This window comes from Ruegeria sp. AN11 (assembly GCF_056536005.1).
In genome coordinates, this window is record NZ_JBQFJD010000001.1 from 713499 (window position 1) to 730230 (window position 16732).

The window sequence follows — 16732 nt, forward strand, 5'->3', positions numbered from 1 at the left end:
TATAACTGGCAATTTTCACAAGATCACGTCATTCACGGTGAAATGAGCGAAATTAAGCATAACACCCGCACGGTTGACCCGTCAGCAGGCTTTGCACTGCACAAAACGGTTGTTTTGGTGGGAATGATGGGTGCAGGAAAGACGGCCGTGGGTCGCGCCCTTGCTGCGCGGCTTGGCGTGCCCTTTCTGGACAGCGATGCCGAAATCGAATCGGCGGCGAATATGACGATCCCGGAAATCTTTGAACGCGATGGTGAAGCCTTTTTCCGGACCAAGGAAAGCCAGGTCATCGGGCGTCTTCTGGATGAGAAAAAAGGCATCCTCTCCACCGGCGGTGGCGCATTTTTGTCGGGGGATAACCGACGGATGATCAGCGAACGTGGGGTGTCGGTCTGGCTGCGCGCCGATCTGAATGTGTTGTGGAACCGCGTCCGGCACAAAGACACGCGCCCCTTGCTGCGCACGGCTGATCCGCACGCGACCTTACGCGCCTTGTATGAAGATCGCGTGCCGGTCTATGCGCAGGCTGATCTGACCGTTGTTTCGGACGGCGAAATTTCGATCGACAATATGGTGAACCGGGTAATCGAGTCTTTGATGACGCGCCCGGACGTTCTGGAACAAAAATAAATGCATCAAACCGTAAATGTGGAACTTGGAGATCGGTCTTACGACGTTGAGATTGGACCCGATCTGTTGGCGAAGTCCGGAGAGTTTATCGCGCCCTCGCTGCATCGGCCAAAAGTGGCGGTTTTGACGGACGAGAATGTCGCCGCATTACACCTGGATGGTTTGCGCGATGGGTTGCAACCTGCAGGCATCAGCATGAGCGCGCTGGCACTGCCCGCCGGCGAGGCGACTAAAAGCTGGCCTCATTTTGAACGTGCGGTCGAATGGCTGCTGGCGGAAAAGATCGAACGGCGCGATGTCGTTGTCGCACTCGGCGGTGGCGTCATTGGCGATCTGGCCGGATTTGCCGCTGCGGTGTTGCGGCGCGGTGTGCGGTTCGTGCAGATCCCGACCTCGCTGCTGGCGCAGGTCGACAGCTCGGTCGGTGGAAAGACGGGCATCAACGCACCCCAAGGCAAAAACCTGATTGGCGCGTTTCACCAGCCCTCACTGGTGCTTGCGGATACCTCGGTCTTGGGCACCATGACACAGCGGGACTTTCTTTCGGGCTACGGGGAAGTGGTAAAATACGGCCTGTTGGGCGATGCCGCGTTCTTTGAGTGGCTTGAAACGAACGGGCCTTCGGTATCGGCGGGCGATATGCAGGCCCGTGTGCACGCCGTTACCCGGTCCGTCCAGATGAAAGCCGACATCGTTGCGCGCGACGAGACTGAGCAGGGTGATCGAGCCTTGCTGAATCTTGGTCATACATTCTGTCACGCGCTCGAGGCGGCAACGCGATATTCGGACAGGCTTTTACATGGGGAAGGTGTCGCCATTGGATGCGCCCTGGCTTTTGAACTGTCCTCGCGGCTGGGGATATGCTCGCAGGAAGATCCCAGCAGGGTGCGGGCACATCTTCGGGCGATGGGGATGAAAACGGATCTGGCTGACATTCCCGGTGAATTGCCGGGGGCCGAGGCTCTGGTGGATCTGATGGCGCAGGACAAGAAGGTCATTGATGGACAATTGCGGTTTATTCTGGCGCGCGGGATAGGTCAGGCTTTTGTGACCTCTGATGTTCCGCGCGATGCGGTCCTGTCCGTGCTTGAGGATGCTCTTTCAATCAGCTGATTGAAAGGCGCATTCAGCGGCCGCGCAGAACCATCAGCTCACCAATATTTTCGCGTGTGATATACCCAATCATGCGCCCACCGGCAGTTCGAACGGCAATTGCGGGTGCGCCTTTGTGCAGACCATCCAGAACGGTTTCCAGGCCACTGGTCAATTGAACCGACGGAATATCCGTCTCCATAATCGAAGTGGCAGGGTCTGATCTGGGACGATCTCCCTCAAGAGCGGCAAATAGGCGGTTGCGGGTCACGAATCCCAATAGGGTTCCGTCGGCTTCAATCACCGGAAACTCGTGCTGCGTGGTATGAATGACGGCCTGCGCCGCAGTGTCGAGCGTATCGTCGGGCGAAAGCGGATGAAATTCGGTGATCATGGCGTCGCGCGCCAATACCCGCCGGGCCACAGATCGCATTGCGACATCCTGACTTTCCGCGTTGGCCGCGATGAAAACAAAGACAGCTATCAGCACCAGAATGGGGTTGCCTGTATTCAGGCCCAGAAAGCCCAACCCAATCGCCACAACTTGCCCGCCCATTGCTGCGACGCGGGTGGCTTTGACCCGGTCCATCTTGAGGCATAGCAGGGCCCGGAAAACGCGTCCGCCATCCATCGGAAATGCCGGGATCATGTTGAATGCAGCAAGCAGGAGATTGATATAGGCCAACCGGTTCAGAAGTCCGATATGGACCGAGTCGATCTGGGTCATCGTTTCAATGGGCATGCTGGCCCCAAAAGTGACCAGCACAAACCAGATCACGATATTGACCGCCGGCCCGGCCAGCGCCACCCAGACCTCTTGCATAGGCTTTTCCGGCATGCGTTCAAGCCGAGCAAGGCCACCGATGGGCAAAAGGGTTATGTCGGGGGTTTTGATGCCGAACCGCCGCGCCATAAGCGCGTGCCCGAACTCGTGCGCCACCACACAGGCAAACAGCAGCAGGACAAAGATGATGTTTTGCAGGGCTGCGTTCCATCCACCCTGCGTATAGGCCGCGAACCCGATCCAGGCGAGCAACAGGAAAAAGGTGACATGGACCCTCAGTTCGGACCCGAGCAGCCGGCCGAGAGAGAAGGACCATGTCATGATATGTCTCCGCTATGCTTAGAACGGAATCTCGTCGTCGTCGATTCCGCCTGATGCAGGGGACGGTGCGCTGGACTGGCCGCCGTAGGAGTCGCCATAGCCTCCGCCGGCCTGACCACCGCCATAGCCACCGGACTGGCTTCCGCCATATCCACCACCGCCGCCTTCACCGCGGGCATCCAGCATGACTAGGGTTGAGCCAAATCCTTGCAAAACAACTTCGGTCGAATAGCGCTCCTGGCCAGACTGGTCCTGCCATTTACGCGTCTGCAACTGACCTTCAAGATAGACCTTTGAGCCTTTGCGTAAATACTGCTCGGCCACGCGAACCAGACCTTCGTTGAAGATTGCAACCGAGTGCCATTCGGTCCGTTCGCGCCGCTCACCTGTATTGCGGTCCTTCCATGTCTCGGACGTGGCGATGCGAAGGTTGCAGACCTTGCCGCCATTCTGGAATGTTCGCACTTCAGGATCGCGGCCAAGATTGCCGACCAGAATGACCTTGTTGACTGAACCCGCCATGTATTTCCCCGTACTGTTCTGACTTGATCGCGCCCGAATCTGGCGCCTGTGTTCCTGAGCGACCCTATACGGACTGCGATCCGGTTGAAACCGAGTTGATGGTTACAACACCCGGCGGGAAAACTCTCAGGATTTGTTTACCAAGCTTTCATTATTGGCTGGAATACCTATACTCCGGCAGAGTTTTGAGTGAGCAGGATAAGCATAAATGCGGTCTATGATTGGTGGCTTCTTTGTTCTGGGCCTCTTGCTGGCGTCGGTTCCAGCCAGTGCGCAGACGTTGTCCAGCAAAAGCCGCAAGGACATATTCCTAAAGCAAGCCAAAGTCCTGGATAGCAGATCCGCGACCCAGTACCGCGGGTCCGAGCGGCTCAAACCGAAATCCGCCCAGGGGAAATTCAACAAACGTTATACCGGCAAATACCGGGGGCAATATCTGGCGCTGGCCCGCGACGCTGCGCGCAAGCACAGCATCCCCGAAGATCTTTTCCTGCGGCTGGTGCAGCAGGAAAGTGGCTGGAACCCGACAGCGAAGTCCCACAAGGGGGCGCTTGGGCTGGCGCAACTCATGCCACAGACCGCCAATCTGCTGGGGGTCGATCCGCTTGATCCAAAGCAAAATCTGGAAGGTGCCGCGCGGTACCTGTCGTGGCAATATCGCAAGTTCAAATCCTGGCCACTGGCTTTGGCGGCGTATAACGCCGGCCCCCTGGCCGTGGAAAAGCACGGGGGAATACCGCCATATGCGGAGACCCAGAACTACGTGAAGGTGATTTGGGGCGGCTGAAATGGCCTCGCTGCACTGCGGAGGGGCGGCTTCTTGATCGCCGGGTGACGGTCGGCCTAACCTGAGAGGGAAAGCTCCACCACCAACGAGGCATCCGATGCCACACAATCGCCCGGACATCCCGCAAGGTACAATGGCCAATTGGCAGCGGTTGGTGGATCTTGTGGCGCAGCTTGCCGATGTTCCGGCCAGCCTGATCATGAAGACGGATGCGCCCGATCACAGGGTTCTGGTCACGTCCGAACACCCGCAAAACCCCTATCCCGTCGGCATGAATTTTCAACTGCACCCGAAGCTGTATTGTCAGGGCGTCTTCGAACGCGACGGTGAACTGGTTGTCGAGGACGCGACATGTGACCCGGTCTGGAACGAAAATGAAGACCTTGAACACGGCATGTCCTTTTATATCGGGTTGCCGCTGAAGTGGCCGGACGGCGAGATATTCGGAACGATCTGCGTGCTGGACCGCCACCGCAACCGCCGCGCGCTGCTTTTCCGCGAGGGATTGATCCAGTTCGCCCGCATGGTCGAAGCTGATTTGGCTTTGTTGCAGGAGGTTTATCTGCGCCGCGCGCTTGAGGCGAAACTGAATGAGACGCTGGCGCAACTGGAAGACAGGGTTCAATCCCGCACGAAAGAACTGCGAGAGACCAACACAGCCTTGCGTGTATTGTTGTCCAGCCTCGACGACGACCGGAAGAAACGGGACCAGAAGATTGTCGAGCAGGTTCGGGCCATGGTTCTTCCGTATCTGCACAAACTGCGCGATCATCTGAACGCAGAAGACGCATCTCACGCGTATCTGGATCTTGCCGAGGATAATCTGAAACAGATCACCTCGGATATCTCTGACAAGTTGTCGGACGCGTTTTCGATCATGACACCGACAGAAATTGAAATCGCCCAGCTTGTTATGACGGGAAAGACCACCAAGGACATAGCCAAGGTTCTGTGCCGCGAAACTTCGACTATTGATTTTCACCGAAACAACATTCGCAAGAAACTTGGCCTAGAAGGCCGCGATCAGAACCTGCGCAGCCATCTGCTCACGATTTCGTGAAGGCTCAGTATGGGGAACGCCCCCATATTACCCCCCGATATTTCTCGTCTGAGAATGGATACCTTTGCTTGTTAGCCTGCCTGTGAAGGTGCGGATCGTACCGCACCTAACCAACACGGAGGTCAACACATGGATCGCAAGGATCTGAAGCCAACAATCATGAATGGATCACGGGACACACTGGCACCCGGCCTGTCGCGCCGATCATTCTTTCTGGCTGCTGGTGCGGCAGGTGTGGGGGCAGGGGTGTCTCTGGTTGCCGGATCGCCGGTACAGGCGCAATCGCAAGCCTGGCTTCAGCCCGGGAACAACAACCACGTCATCGACCTGCAGGGCTCGACCGGTCAGGCTTCGACCGGCGCTGTGGGGATTGATTATTACGGTCACTGCGCAATCAAGATCACATCGCCAAACGGGGCGACGGTTCTGTTCGACCCGTGGCGTGACGATCCGTCCGGTGCATGGGGTCTTTGGTTCCGCAATGAGTTTCCGCAGATATCCGTGGACATAACCATGTCGACCCACGCGCATTTCGATCATGATGCGATCGAACGGCCGAGTTCGACCATGGTGCTGGACAGGATGGTGGGAAACTTTGAATTTGCCGATCTCAAGATTACCGGGTTTGCGGACAAGCATGCCTGCGTTGCGCCGGGCTGGTATGACTGGACCAATGCGCTGGCGGAATTCGGAGCCGAGGCCTGCCCGCCGAACAATGTCGGCCACATGGACATGGTCGTCTACCTCGTCGAAACCGGCGGGATCCGCACCCTGATCTGGGGCGACAACCGCCACAATCCGCCGCAGGAATTCTGGGATGCCATCGGGCAGGTGGATGTTCTCACCCTGCCGGTGGACGGATCCCAGCACATCCTCAGTTATGATCAGGGCAATGATATCGTGGCCGGGCTGAAACCCAAGGTAATCATCCCGACCCATTACCTGAACGAAGTGACGTCATACACGCTGACAACGTTGCAGTCCGCAGATGAATGGGTGAAGGCGCAAAAGAGCCATACGATGCTCGACAGTGCCGGTCTGAAACTGGAGGCCGGCGAGGTCGCAGGCATGGATCAGGAATTCATGCATTTCGGAAACAACGTCCTGACCGGGTGAGCACAAATCTGACCGGGGCTACCACTCACAACATATCCCGGGCGCCGTCCCAAAAATATGCGGCGCAAAAAAACAAAGGCCGGTCTGACGACCGGCCTTTGTCAATCGATTCACGTTGTCTATTCTGCGGCAATCTTGATGACCGGCTCCATTCGGGCAAGGATATCCTCGGCCAGATGACATTTGACCTGATGACCGTCTGCCAGTGTCTGGACGGGCGGGACGCGTTGCTCGCACAGCCCATCCGGAACCTGTGACTTCCACCGACAGCGGGTCTGGAACGGGCATCCCGGCGGCGGATTCATGGCCGACGGAATATCGCCTTCCAGAACGATGTGCTCCTTTTGGATCGACGTATCCGCGATGGGCACCGCGCTCAGCAGGGCTTCGGTATATGGATGATATGGTGGCGCAAAGACCTGATCTGTGGTCCCAAGTTCGACCACATGGCCCAGATACATCACCATCACACGGTCGCTGAGATAGCGCACGATCGACAGATCGTGACTGATGAACAGCAGCGTCGTTTTCTGTTTGCGCTGAATTTCCATCAACAGATCGGTCACGGCAGCCTGCACCGACACATCAAGCGCGGATACGGGCTCGTCCGCCACAACGATGCGTGCGTCACCGGCAAAGGCCCGGGCAATACCGACCCGTTGCTTCTGGCCACCCGACAACTGACGCGGCATGCGGTCGGCGAAGGCGCGGGGCAGTTTCACCAGATCCAGCAGTTCCAGCATCCGCTTCTTGCGCTCTGCCTCGGAATTGCCGACGCCAAAGATCTCCAAAGCGCGAATGATCTGACGCCCCACCGTCATCGAGGGGTTCAGCGTATCAAACGGGTTCTGGAACACCATCTGAACTTCGCCAACGGTCTTGGCGTCACGTTCCTCGATCGGGACCTGTTCGATATTGCGGTTATCCAGAAGAATCTGACCGTCGGTGGCCGTTTCAAGCCCCATCAGGACCTTGGCAAAGGTGGACTTGCCGCAACCGGATTCACCCACAATGGCCAGCGTTTCGGATTCATGCGCCTCGAAACTCAGCGTTTCGTTGGCTTTCACCACCTTCTTCTCGCCGCCACCGAACAAGGCGTTCGCCGCAACCTCGTAGTACTTCTTGAGGTTGTCCATCTTGAGAACGGTTCGGCCGATCTCGGCCTTCTCCTTCTGTTCGCCCACAGTGATCGGGGCGTTCCAGTCGATCTCCTGGAATTTCAGACAGCGCGTGTGGTGCCGGTCATTGCCGGGCACCGCCTGCATCAGGATGTCCTGCGCATCACAGCGCCCTTCCTCGAAATAATCGCAGCGCGGACCAAAGTTGCATCCCGGAGGCCGCTCATGGGGCAAGGGGAAATTCCCGGGAATGGCGACCAGCGGGCGCGAATTCTTGTCCGCCCCCGGCAGAGGTATCGAACGGAACAACGCCTGTGTATAGGGGTGCTGCATCTCGTCGAACACGTCCTTGATCGAACCGCGCTCGACAGCCTCACCCGAATACATCACGCACAGCCGGTCGCAGGTTTCCAGAACCAGACCGAGGTTGTGCGAGATAAACAGCATCGAGGTGCCGTATTTCTTGCCCAGGTCCTTGACCAGTTCGACGACCGCCGCCTCGACCGTCACGTCCAGTGCGGTCGTCGGCTCGTCAAGGATCAGCAATGCCGGTTTCGACATTAGCGCCATGGCGATCACGATCCGCTGCTGCTGACCGCCCGACAACTGGTGCGGGAATGAGTTCAACATCCGCTCGGGGTCGGGCAGACGCACATCGGTGACCACCTCCAGCGCACGGGCATAGGCCTCTTCAGCGCCCACACCCTCGTGGATCATCGGCACTTCCATCAGCTGCTTGCCGATCTTCATTGCCGGGTTCAGCGAGGCCATCGGCTCCTGATAGATCATCGCGATCTCGTTGCCGCGAATGTCGCGCAACTCCTCAGTGGTCATCTCGGACAGATCGCGGCCCTTGAACTTGATCGTACCACCCACGACACGCCCGTTCTTCCCCAGGTCCTGCATGACACCCAGCGCAACGGTCGATTTCCCGCAACCGGATTCACCGACCAGTCCCACGGCTTCGCCTGGCTGCACACTGACCGAGAAATCCATTACGGCGGGAATTTCCCGCAGGCGGGTAAAGAATGAAATCGACAGCTTGTCGATCTCCAGGATCGGGCCGTCATATTCCGCCAGTTTGTTCATTGTTTCCTACTCCCTGATGAAGTTGTTCAAGCGACCAACTTCATCTTTTCGAAAATACTCCGGGGGTCCGGGGGCAGGGCCCCCGGCCTCGATCACATCAGTCCTTCAGACTTTCTTCGCGCAAACCATCTGCCAGCAGGTTCAAACCAAGAACCAGTGACAAGAGCGCAAGTGCGGGCGGAAGGGCCGGGTGCAGATAGATCGACAACAGCTTGCGCCCCTCGTTGATCGTCGAACCCCAGTCCGGGCTTTCAGGCGGCAAACCCAATCCGAAGAAACCCAACGTTCCCAGAAGGATGGTGGTATAGCCGATACGAAGACAGAAATCGACGATCAGCGGGCCGCGCGCGTTTGGCAGGATTTCCCATAGCATGATGTACCAGGGACCTTCACCCCGGGTTTGCGCCGCCGCAACATAGTCGCGTGTCTTGATGTCCAGCGCGAGGCCACGGACGATACGGAACACGGTTGGTGAGTTCACAAAGACCACCGAAACGAACACGACCAGAATACCGCCCGGAATATCGAACAGATCCAGATAAGTCGGCAGGCCCCAGATGCGATAGTCATCGGTGTTGATCACGTAACCGCCTGTCGAAATCAGCGACAGGTACATCCAGATCGCAACGCCCAATACTCCGATCAGAAGTGGCGTTCGGAATTTTGGCCGCGTGTAATAGCGCGAGTTCAGCAGCACCCCAAGGAACAGGATCGGGAACAGGAACAGGACGGCCGCCATGTAGTTCGGCACACCTGTCGCGACGATCTCCGGAGTGACCAGCAGATAGAACAGCAGGATCACGGGGAAGGCCAGGATCAGGTTGGCGAGGAACGACAGAAACGTGTCCAGCCGTCCGCCATAGTAACCGGCCGGCAGACCCAACGTGATCCCGACCATAAATGCAAACATGGTGGCCAGTGGTGCGATCTGCACAACGATCCAGGCGCCCTTGACCATCCGGCTGAACACATCGCGCGCAAGATTGTCTCCACCCAGCAGATACCAAGCGAATTCGCCTTCCTCCAGGTTTGGCAGCGGAGTGCCGGGGACCTTGTTCTTCATACCCGAGACTTGCGCCAGCGGGTCGTGCGTCACGATCAGGTCCATCGCTCCGAAGATCCCGGTAAAGACCCAGAACATGACAAGGCCAAAACCGATCATGCCGATTGGGCTGTCGTACAGTTTGCCGTACAGACCCAGCCGCCGCTTGAAGGCGATCGACATGGCGTAAAGTATGATCAGTGACACCCAGACAGGCAGGAATTGTTGCGAGATGGCCCCGATGATACCGGCACCGGTTCCGAACAGGATGCCCAGCACGATATAGGCAAGCACCAGGCCGACTGAGGCCAGAAAACTAAGGCGCAATGACGACTGTATCAGCCCACGCACCCCGCCGGCCGAGCTGAGCGTGCCATCCGGATTGACGCTCACCTGGGCTTCGGGCAGGACGATACTGGCCAGAATCCAGACCAGGATCGACAATACCAGTACCGCAATCGCGATCATCAGCAGGGGATTCAGAAAGGCGATAGAGCCGGTCCAGCTTAGAGGTTCCATGTTCTATCTCCCTTACGAAATGCGGATGCGCGGGTTGAGGTACACATAGCCGATATCCGAGATCAGCTGCGTGATCAGCACCACGAAGACCGACACGACCGAGATTGCCAGCAACAGCTGAATGTCGTTGTTGCCCGCGGCTTGCACCAGCGCCCAACCGAAACCCTTGTAGTTGAACAAGGTTTCGACGATCACGACACCATTCAGCAGCCATGGGAACTGCAGCATGATGACGGTGAACGGCGCGATCAGTGCGTTGCGCAATGCGTGTTTCATCACGATATTGCCGAACGATACCCCTTTCAGACGGGCGGTCCGGATGTATTGAGCGGTCATCACCTCGGTCATCGAGGCGCGGGTCATCCGGGCGATATATCCCATCCCGTAAAGGGCAATGGTCAGAACCGGCAGAAAGAAGTTCTCGAATGTCGGGGTGTCCATCGCCTGTGTTGCCGTGCCCTTGAACCATTTCAGGCCGACCGTGGACGAGGTGAAGATCGCGATGAAGATAACACCGGACACATATTCAGGTGTCGCTGTCGTGATGATCGAAAATGTCGACAGGGAACGGTCCAGCGCCGATCCTTCCCGCATCCCCGCCAGTACACCGACCAACAGTGCCGAAGGAACCATCAGGACCAGAACCCAGAACATCAGATACCCGGTATTCCCCAGACGCTTGGCGACAATGCTGCCGACGTCGTCCTTGAATACGGTCGAATAGCCCCATTCACCCTGCAGAACGCCGCAATAGCTGGGCGTCGTTTCCGGGGTCGTTCCAGGGCGTACACAGGTGCCGACAAACTGTCCGTCCGCCAGCGTGTTGGTGAACCCGGGGGCAACACCCAGCCATTGGCCGTATTTGATCAGCATCGGCTCTCTGTAGCCGCGGTTTTCAAGCCAGGCTTCCACCTGCTCGTCCGACATCCGCTGGTTGCCCTGTGTCTTGGCCAGTTTTTCAAGATTCGGGTAAAGATTGGTCAGAAAGAAGACCACGAATGTCAGACACAAAGCTGTAAGCAGCATCACGCCTGACCGACGGAGGATGAAAAGTCCCATGATGGCCCCGTTGTTCAGGTGTTCCGCAGATCATTGGACCATTATCTGGCCTCGGACATCCGACCCCGTGTCGGCTAGTCTGCGGCTGGAAAGGGGCGCCCCGATCAGGCGCCCCCGGTTTGCAGTCGGCAGTGTTTAGGCTGCCCAACCCCACTTGTAGTGGTGGTGTTCGAACGACACGTGCATGTCGGTGCCCACCAACCCGTCCTTCATGTGACGGTAGAGTGCGCGCCAGTATGGCTGGATCGTCACACCTTCTTCCTGGATCAGCGCGGCGCCACGTGCAGCGACCTCGCGGCGTTTGTCCGCATCCGCGATGGCAAGCGCTTCGTCGAGGATCGCGTCGAAGTCAGGATTGGACCAGCCGAATTCGTTCCAGGCTTCGCCCGATTTGTAGGCCAGCGCCCAGATCTGAACACCCAGTGGACGGTGGTTCCAGTTGGTCGAGCTGTAGGGATACTTCACCCAGTCGTTCCAGAACGTGTTGCCCGGCAGAACGGTCCGTTTGACGTTGATGCCCGCATCGCGAAGCTGCGCCGCCACGGCGTCTGTCGTGTTGCGGCGCCAATCGTCGTCGATCGAGATTAGCTCGTGCTCGAAATCGGCCATACCGGCCTCTTCCATCAGCTTGCGCGCACCTTCCGGGTCGACCTTCTGCGGCGGCAGTTCAGGGTATTCCGGGTGGATCGGACCGACGTGATGGTTTTCGGCAGTTGTGCCACGGCCGCCATAGCCCAGTTCCAAACAGACCGAGTTATCCACGGCCATCTGAAGCGCCTGGCGTACACGCTTGTCCGCATAGGGTTGCTTGCCGTCAACTTCGGCCAGCTGGTTCGGACGGATTACAATCGAAGCCATGGTGATAACTTCGGATTTCACGTAGCCGAGGCCGTCCATGACGTCGATGAATTCACCAACCGACTCGTACAGCATGTCGACTTCGTCAGATTCCAGAGCCGCCAGCCACGCAGACGGGTCGGTGCCGTAGTCAATGTATTCGATACGGTCGAGCGCCGGACGGCCGAAAACTTCCTCGCCCCACCAGGTATGATCCTCGTTGCGGACAAGAACACCTTTGACGCCGACTTCCAGTTCGCTCATCAGATACGGACCGGTGCCCACGTTGTTCAGCAGGTCATTTTCGCTGAAGGACTGGTGAACGATCGCCGCCGGATAGTCAGACATGCCAGCAATCAGCGAGATGTCGGATTTGGGCAGGTTCAGCTTTACGGTTGTGGGGTCCACAACCTCGATGCCACCTTCGATCGCCTGACCCGTCCCTTCATCGACCAGCGTTGCAAAGCGACCCGCCATCGAGTTGGTTTCCGAGGACTTGTCGCACCAGCGCGCAATGTTGAACGCCACATCGTCGGCCGTGAAGTCGTCGCCATTGTTCCACTTCACACCCGGACGAACCTTGAGGGTATATTCTGTCGCGTCGTCGTTGATTTCCCAGCCTTCCAGCAGCATGCCCCGGAATGTACCGTCCGAGTTGTACTCGACCAGATATTCAAGAGTACCGCGGCTGTAGTTGCCGATTTGCGACCAGTCATAGGTGCGCGGGTCTTTCAGTGCGCGAACCTCGGTCTGAACACGAATAGTTCCGCCTTCCTGTTTGGCATCTTCACCAGCGGCGCGCGCCGGAGCTGCTAGGCCGATCATGCCGTATGCCGCAGCAGCCGTAACACCCAGCCCCGTGGCGCGGGTCAGGAACTCGCGGCGGCTTAGCTTGCCGTCACGGTATTCCTGCGCGTGCATCTCTGCCGCCCAGTGAACTGGTGCCCCGGTCATGGTACGATTTTTCATCAAGATGTCTCCCTGTGGTACATTTGTCGATTTAGTGTGCTCGGAATCAGGCAGACCGGCCGGTCGCATTCAACGAGCATTTGGGTCTTCTTTTTTGGATTCTCACATTCCCCATGAACGTATTCCGCACCAGAATTCGGATTACGTCAATGTTCGAAATCGGCATACAGAGTACAAAAACGACATATGCGCCCCGTTCATCCGGGCGAGTCGCGGCGTGATGGAACTTTTGGAAATGAATACATTCGTACACAAAGTCGTTCGCGACCGGCGAGATTTGGCAAGCCGTGAAGCAACATATTCAAGATGCGCCAGAGTATCCGGCACTCAGTTAGGAATGTTTAGTATCGTTTTGAGAAGTCTACGGGATTCCACTTTCCCATCCTGGCCCTGAACCACGTTCGCTGACGCTTGGCAAACTGCCGCGTGGAGATTGTGGCGCGTTCCCGGGCCTGATCCATAGTCATACGGCCATCAAGGTAGGCAACCAGCTCCGGGACACCGATGGCTTTGCAGGCCGGCAGGGTCGGATCATACCGATCCAGCATCGCTTCAACCTCGTCCAAGGCCCCTGTTTCCAGCATGAGATCAAAGCGACGAATGATACGGTCCAGCAGCCAGTTTTTGTCGACGTCAAGAACAATGGGAACGGTATCAGATAAGGCAAGAACCGGGGGCGGGGTGTCTGCCTGCCACTGCGACAAACTGCGGCCGGTTGCGGTCTTTACTTCCCACGCGCGCTGAACGCGGGCGCGGTTGTTGATGTCCAGCTTGTCCAAAGTGTCGGGATCGACATCTGCGATCAGAGCGGGCAGTTCCATCTTATCCGCTTGCGCCCGCACTTCGGCTGGGGTCGCGGGAATTTCGGCCATTCCTTCAGTCAGTGCTGAAAAGTACAGCCCGGTGCCGCCCACAATTATGGGACGCTCAGCTGAGTTCAAAAGGGGTTTGACCTCGCGCAGCCAGTGTCCTGCCGAATAGATCTGGTCAAATGGTATGTGCCCGTAAAGACGATGTGGCGCGCGGGCTTCTTCCTCGACCGAGGGGCGCGCTGAAACCACCCGCCAGCAATCGTAAACCTGGCTTGCATCGGCATTGACGATGACACCACCGAACTTTTCGGCAATCTGCAGCGCAAGCGCCGATTTTCCTGACGCAGTGGGCCCGGCGATCAGAACAGGCTTGTCATCCGGAACGGGGGGCAACATGTCCCAAAACCGCGATGAGATTGCGTTGGCCATCTGGACTGCCTTATTCCTAACGTTCCGCATTGAACCTGCGGTGCTTTTGCTTCATTTTGCGCCGGAATTAAACCTGTGCCAGCCCGGAGCGCAACATGAGCCAATCCCCTTCGACCGAGACAACCGAAACCCCCAAGACAAAATACAAGCGCGTGATGCTGAAAATATCGGGCGAAGCGCTGATGGGGGATCAGGGGTTCGGCCTGCATCCGCCCACCGTTCAGCGTATCGCGCAAGAGGTGAAATCCGTACACGATCTGGGCGTCGAGATCTGTATGGTCATCGGCGGCGGCAACATTTTTCGGGGCCTTAGCGGTTCGGCGCAAGGGATGGAGCGTACGACGGCGGATTACATGGGAATGCTTGCCACCGTCATGAACGCATTGGGCATGCAGTCCGCGCTTGAGGAAGTGGGCGTATTCACACGGGTTATTTCCGCCATCCGGATGGACGAGGTGTGCGAACCCTATATTCGCCGCCGCGCCGTGCGACATCTCGAAAAGAAACGGGTCTGCATTTTTGCTGCCGGAACCGGAAACCCCTATTTTACAACGGATACGGCAGCCACGCTGCGGGCTAACGAAATGGCGTGCGAAGCCATCTTCATGGGCAAAAACGGTGTAGACGGTGTTTATGACAAGGATCCCAAGGTTCACGCCGACGCACAGCGCTATGACACCGTTAGTTATGACGATGTTCTGGCAAAACGCCTGCGGGTCATGGATGCCTCGGCCATTGCATTGGCGCGCGACAACAACCTTCCTTTGATCGTGTTTGGATTGGACGAACCTGGCGGTTTCCGCGGCATTCTTGCCGGTGAGGGAACTTATACCAAGGTTCAGGGCTGACAATCTGCTGAATGTCAAAAATCGGGCCGGTTCAAATCCCCGGCCTGTTTGCCTTTTTTGTCCGATTTGCGGTTCTGTTCATTGAAATGAAACCGCTGCTTTTGCAGGACGCTCGCCTCGCTTGCATAATCAAGAATATCGGCAGCAAATCTCTGATGAGCTTGAGATCCGATGAAGTCCTGACCGAGGTAGCGAAGTTGGACGGGTGTCTTTTCCCTTCACGTTCCGGTTGACCAACGCGAATGCGGCTGGCTAATTATCCGGGATCTTCGTTTGGGAACGTCCCGACTGAAGATCTGCCTGCACTTCCTTGTTTTCATGATAAGGTTTGCGGCTGGGCTGGAAGACCTGCCATGATTTCTGAGGGACCCGGGATCATGCCCGGGCACCTTGCCCCTGATGCGCAGCATGACGAGAAAGTAGCGAGCCATGACCAAACTGGATATCGATTTTGTTCGGGCACAATTCCCGGCCTTTTCTGAACCCGGCCTTCAGGGGAAGGCGTTTTTTGAAAACGCTGGCGGGTCTTATACATGCAAACCGGTCATCGACAGGCTGACGCGGTTCTACAGGCAGCGCAAGGTTCAGCCCTATGCACCTTTCGAGGCCAGCCGCCTGGCGGGCGAGGAAATGGATGAGGCGCGCGCCCGCATGGCCGCCATTCTGGGCGTTGACACAGATGAGCTGAGTTTTGGTCCGTCTACCACGCAGAATACATATGTCCTGGCGCAGGCGTTTCGGCAGTGGATGAAGCCGGGTGAGGCGATTGTTGTTACCAATCAGGACCACGAAGCGAACTCCGGACCTTGGAGGCGCCTTGCCGACGACGGGATTGAAATCCGCGAATGGAAAATTGATCCGGATACTGGTTCCTTGAACCCACAGGATCTGGAAGACCTTCTGGATGAAAAGGTGCGGCTGATCTGTTTCCCGCATTGCTCGAACGTTGTGGGCGAGATCAACCCTGTCACGGAAATCACCGCTATTGCCCATGCCGCAGGTGCATTTGTTTGCGTCGATGGTGTCTCTTACGCGCCGCATGGTTTTCCGAATGTTGGAGAACTGGGGCCGGATATCTATCTGTTTTCAGCTTACAAGACTTATGGTCCTCATCAGGGGTGCATGGTCATTCGCCGCACGCTTGGGGAAATGCTTCCGAACCAGGCGCATTTCTTCAACGGTGATGCTTTGTACAAACGCTTTACCCCGGCAGGGCCGGATCATGCGCAGATCGCTGCAAGCGCGGGCATGGCCGACTATGTCGACCTTCTGTGCGATCACCACGGCGGGCCTGACACCAATGCAAGCGCGCGCGGTGAATTTGTTCACGACCTGATGCGCGCACATGAAATGGACCTACTTCAGCCGTTGCTGGATGCGGTAAAGGACCGCAACACGGTTCGCCTGATTGGCCCGGCAAACGCTTCGATGCGGGCACCTACGGTTGCGATATCGCTGAACCGCAAGGCGGAATCCGTTGCCCGTGATCTTGCCGATCATGGTGTTATGGCGGGTGGCGGTGACTTTTACGCTGTCCGCCCGCTTCAGGCGATGGGGGTCGCGCCGGAACACGGCGTATTGCGTGTCAGTTTCACACACTACACTTCGAAACAGGAAGTCGATCAGCTTCTGGACGCATTGGATAAGGTTTTGTGATCCAATATCCGCCTGATTTCGTAGTACGAATAAACACTTGGG

Annotated in this window: 14 protein-coding genes; 7 read left to right on the top strand and 7 right to left on the bottom strand. The window is 57.3% G+C overall.

The window, feature by feature from the left end; all coding sequences use genetic code 11:
- Positions 1-42 precede the first annotated feature (42 nt).
- Positions 43-630, top strand: coding sequence for a shikimate kinase (locus tag ACR3EQ_RS03470; RefSeq protein WP_170616314.1), 588 nt, complete (start codon positions 43-45; stop codon positions 628-630).
- On the top strand, positions 631-1743 hold the full coding sequence (gene aroB, locus ACR3EQ_RS03475; RefSeq protein ID WP_480489724.1) for a 3-dehydroquinate synthase: 1113 nt from the start codon (positions 631-633) through the stop codon (positions 1741-1743). It begins immediately after the preceding gene.
- Between the two features lie 13 nt (positions 1744-1756).
- On the opposite strand, the gene ACR3EQ_RS03480 is transcribed toward aroB, so the two are convergent.
- Complete coding sequence (locus ACR3EQ_RS03480) at positions 1757-2827, bottom strand: site-2 protease family protein (RefSeq protein ID WP_480489726.1); 1071 nt, start codon at positions 2825-2827, stop codon at positions 1757-1759.
- A gap of 18 nt (positions 2828-2845) precedes the next feature.
- Entirely contained in the window at positions 2846-3349 is a 504-nt protein-coding gene (gene ssb, locus ACR3EQ_RS03485) for a single-stranded DNA-binding protein (protein WP_170616319.1), read from the bottom strand.
- Positions 3350-3557: 208 nt separating this feature from the next.
- On the opposite strand from ssb, the gene ACR3EQ_RS03490 reads away from it, so the two are divergent.
- From ACR3EQ_RS03490 to ACR3EQ_RS03500, 3 genes are all read left to right on the top strand, one after another.
- Complete coding sequence (locus tag ACR3EQ_RS03490; RefSeq protein WP_480489728.1) at positions 3558-4136, top strand: lytic transglycosylase domain-containing protein; 579 nt, start codon at positions 3558-3560, stop codon at positions 4134-4136.
- A 97-nt stretch (positions 4137-4233) separates the two neighbouring features.
- Positions 4234-5196 carry a LuxR C-terminal-related transcriptional regulator gene (locus ACR3EQ_RS03495; protein ID WP_170616338.1) on the top strand — a complete coding sequence of 321 codons (963 nt, stop codon included), beginning with the start codon at positions 4234-4236 and terminating at the stop codon, positions 5194-5196.
- A 129-nt stretch (positions 5197-5325) separates the two neighbouring features.
- Entirely contained in the window at positions 5326-6312 is a 987-nt protein-coding gene (locus tag ACR3EQ_RS03500; protein ID WP_170616341.1) for an MBL fold metallo-hydrolase, read from the top strand.
- 119 nt (positions 6313-6431) lie between these two features.
- On the opposite strand, the gene ACR3EQ_RS03505 is transcribed toward ACR3EQ_RS03500, so the two are convergent.
- From ACR3EQ_RS03505 to miaA, 5 genes are all read right to left on the bottom strand, one after another.
- Entirely contained in the window at positions 6432-8519 is a 2088-nt protein-coding gene (locus ACR3EQ_RS03505; RefSeq protein ID WP_170616343.1) for an ABC transporter ATP-binding protein, read from the bottom strand.
- 97 nt (positions 8520-8616) lie between these two features.
- Positions 8617-10080 (bottom strand): ABC transporter permease, encoded by a 1464-nt coding sequence (locus tag ACR3EQ_RS03510; protein ID WP_170616345.1) that lies wholly within the window; start codon positions 10078-10080, stop codon positions 8617-8619.
- 12 nt (positions 10081-10092) lie between these two features.
- Entirely contained in the window at positions 10093-11139 is a 1047-nt protein-coding gene (locus tag ACR3EQ_RS03515) for an ABC transporter permease (protein ID WP_170616347.1), read from the bottom strand.
- Between the two features lie 135 nt (positions 11140-11274).
- Positions 11275-12945 (bottom strand): ABC transporter substrate-binding protein, encoded by a 1671-nt coding sequence (locus tag ACR3EQ_RS03520; RefSeq protein ID WP_170616349.1) that lies wholly within the window; start codon positions 12943-12945, stop codon positions 11275-11277.
- Between the two features lie 341 nt (positions 12946-13286).
- Positions 13287-14186, bottom strand: coding sequence for a tRNA (adenosine(37)-N6)-dimethylallyltransferase MiaA (miaA, locus tag ACR3EQ_RS03525; protein ID WP_170619027.1), 900 nt, complete (start codon positions 14184-14186; stop codon positions 13287-13289).
- Between the two features lie 95 nt (positions 14187-14281).
- Between miaA and pyrH the strand changes: the two genes are divergently transcribed.
- Entirely contained in the window at positions 14282-15034 is a 753-nt protein-coding gene (gene pyrH / locus ACR3EQ_RS03530; protein ID WP_170616353.1) for a UMP kinase, read from the top strand.
- Positions 15035-15463: 429 nt separating this feature from the next.
- Complete coding sequence (locus ACR3EQ_RS03535; protein ID WP_480489731.1) at positions 15464-16690, top strand: aminotransferase class V-fold PLP-dependent enzyme; 1227 nt, start codon at positions 15464-15466, stop codon at positions 16688-16690.
- The last annotated feature ends 42 nt before the right edge of the window (positions 16691-16732 follow it).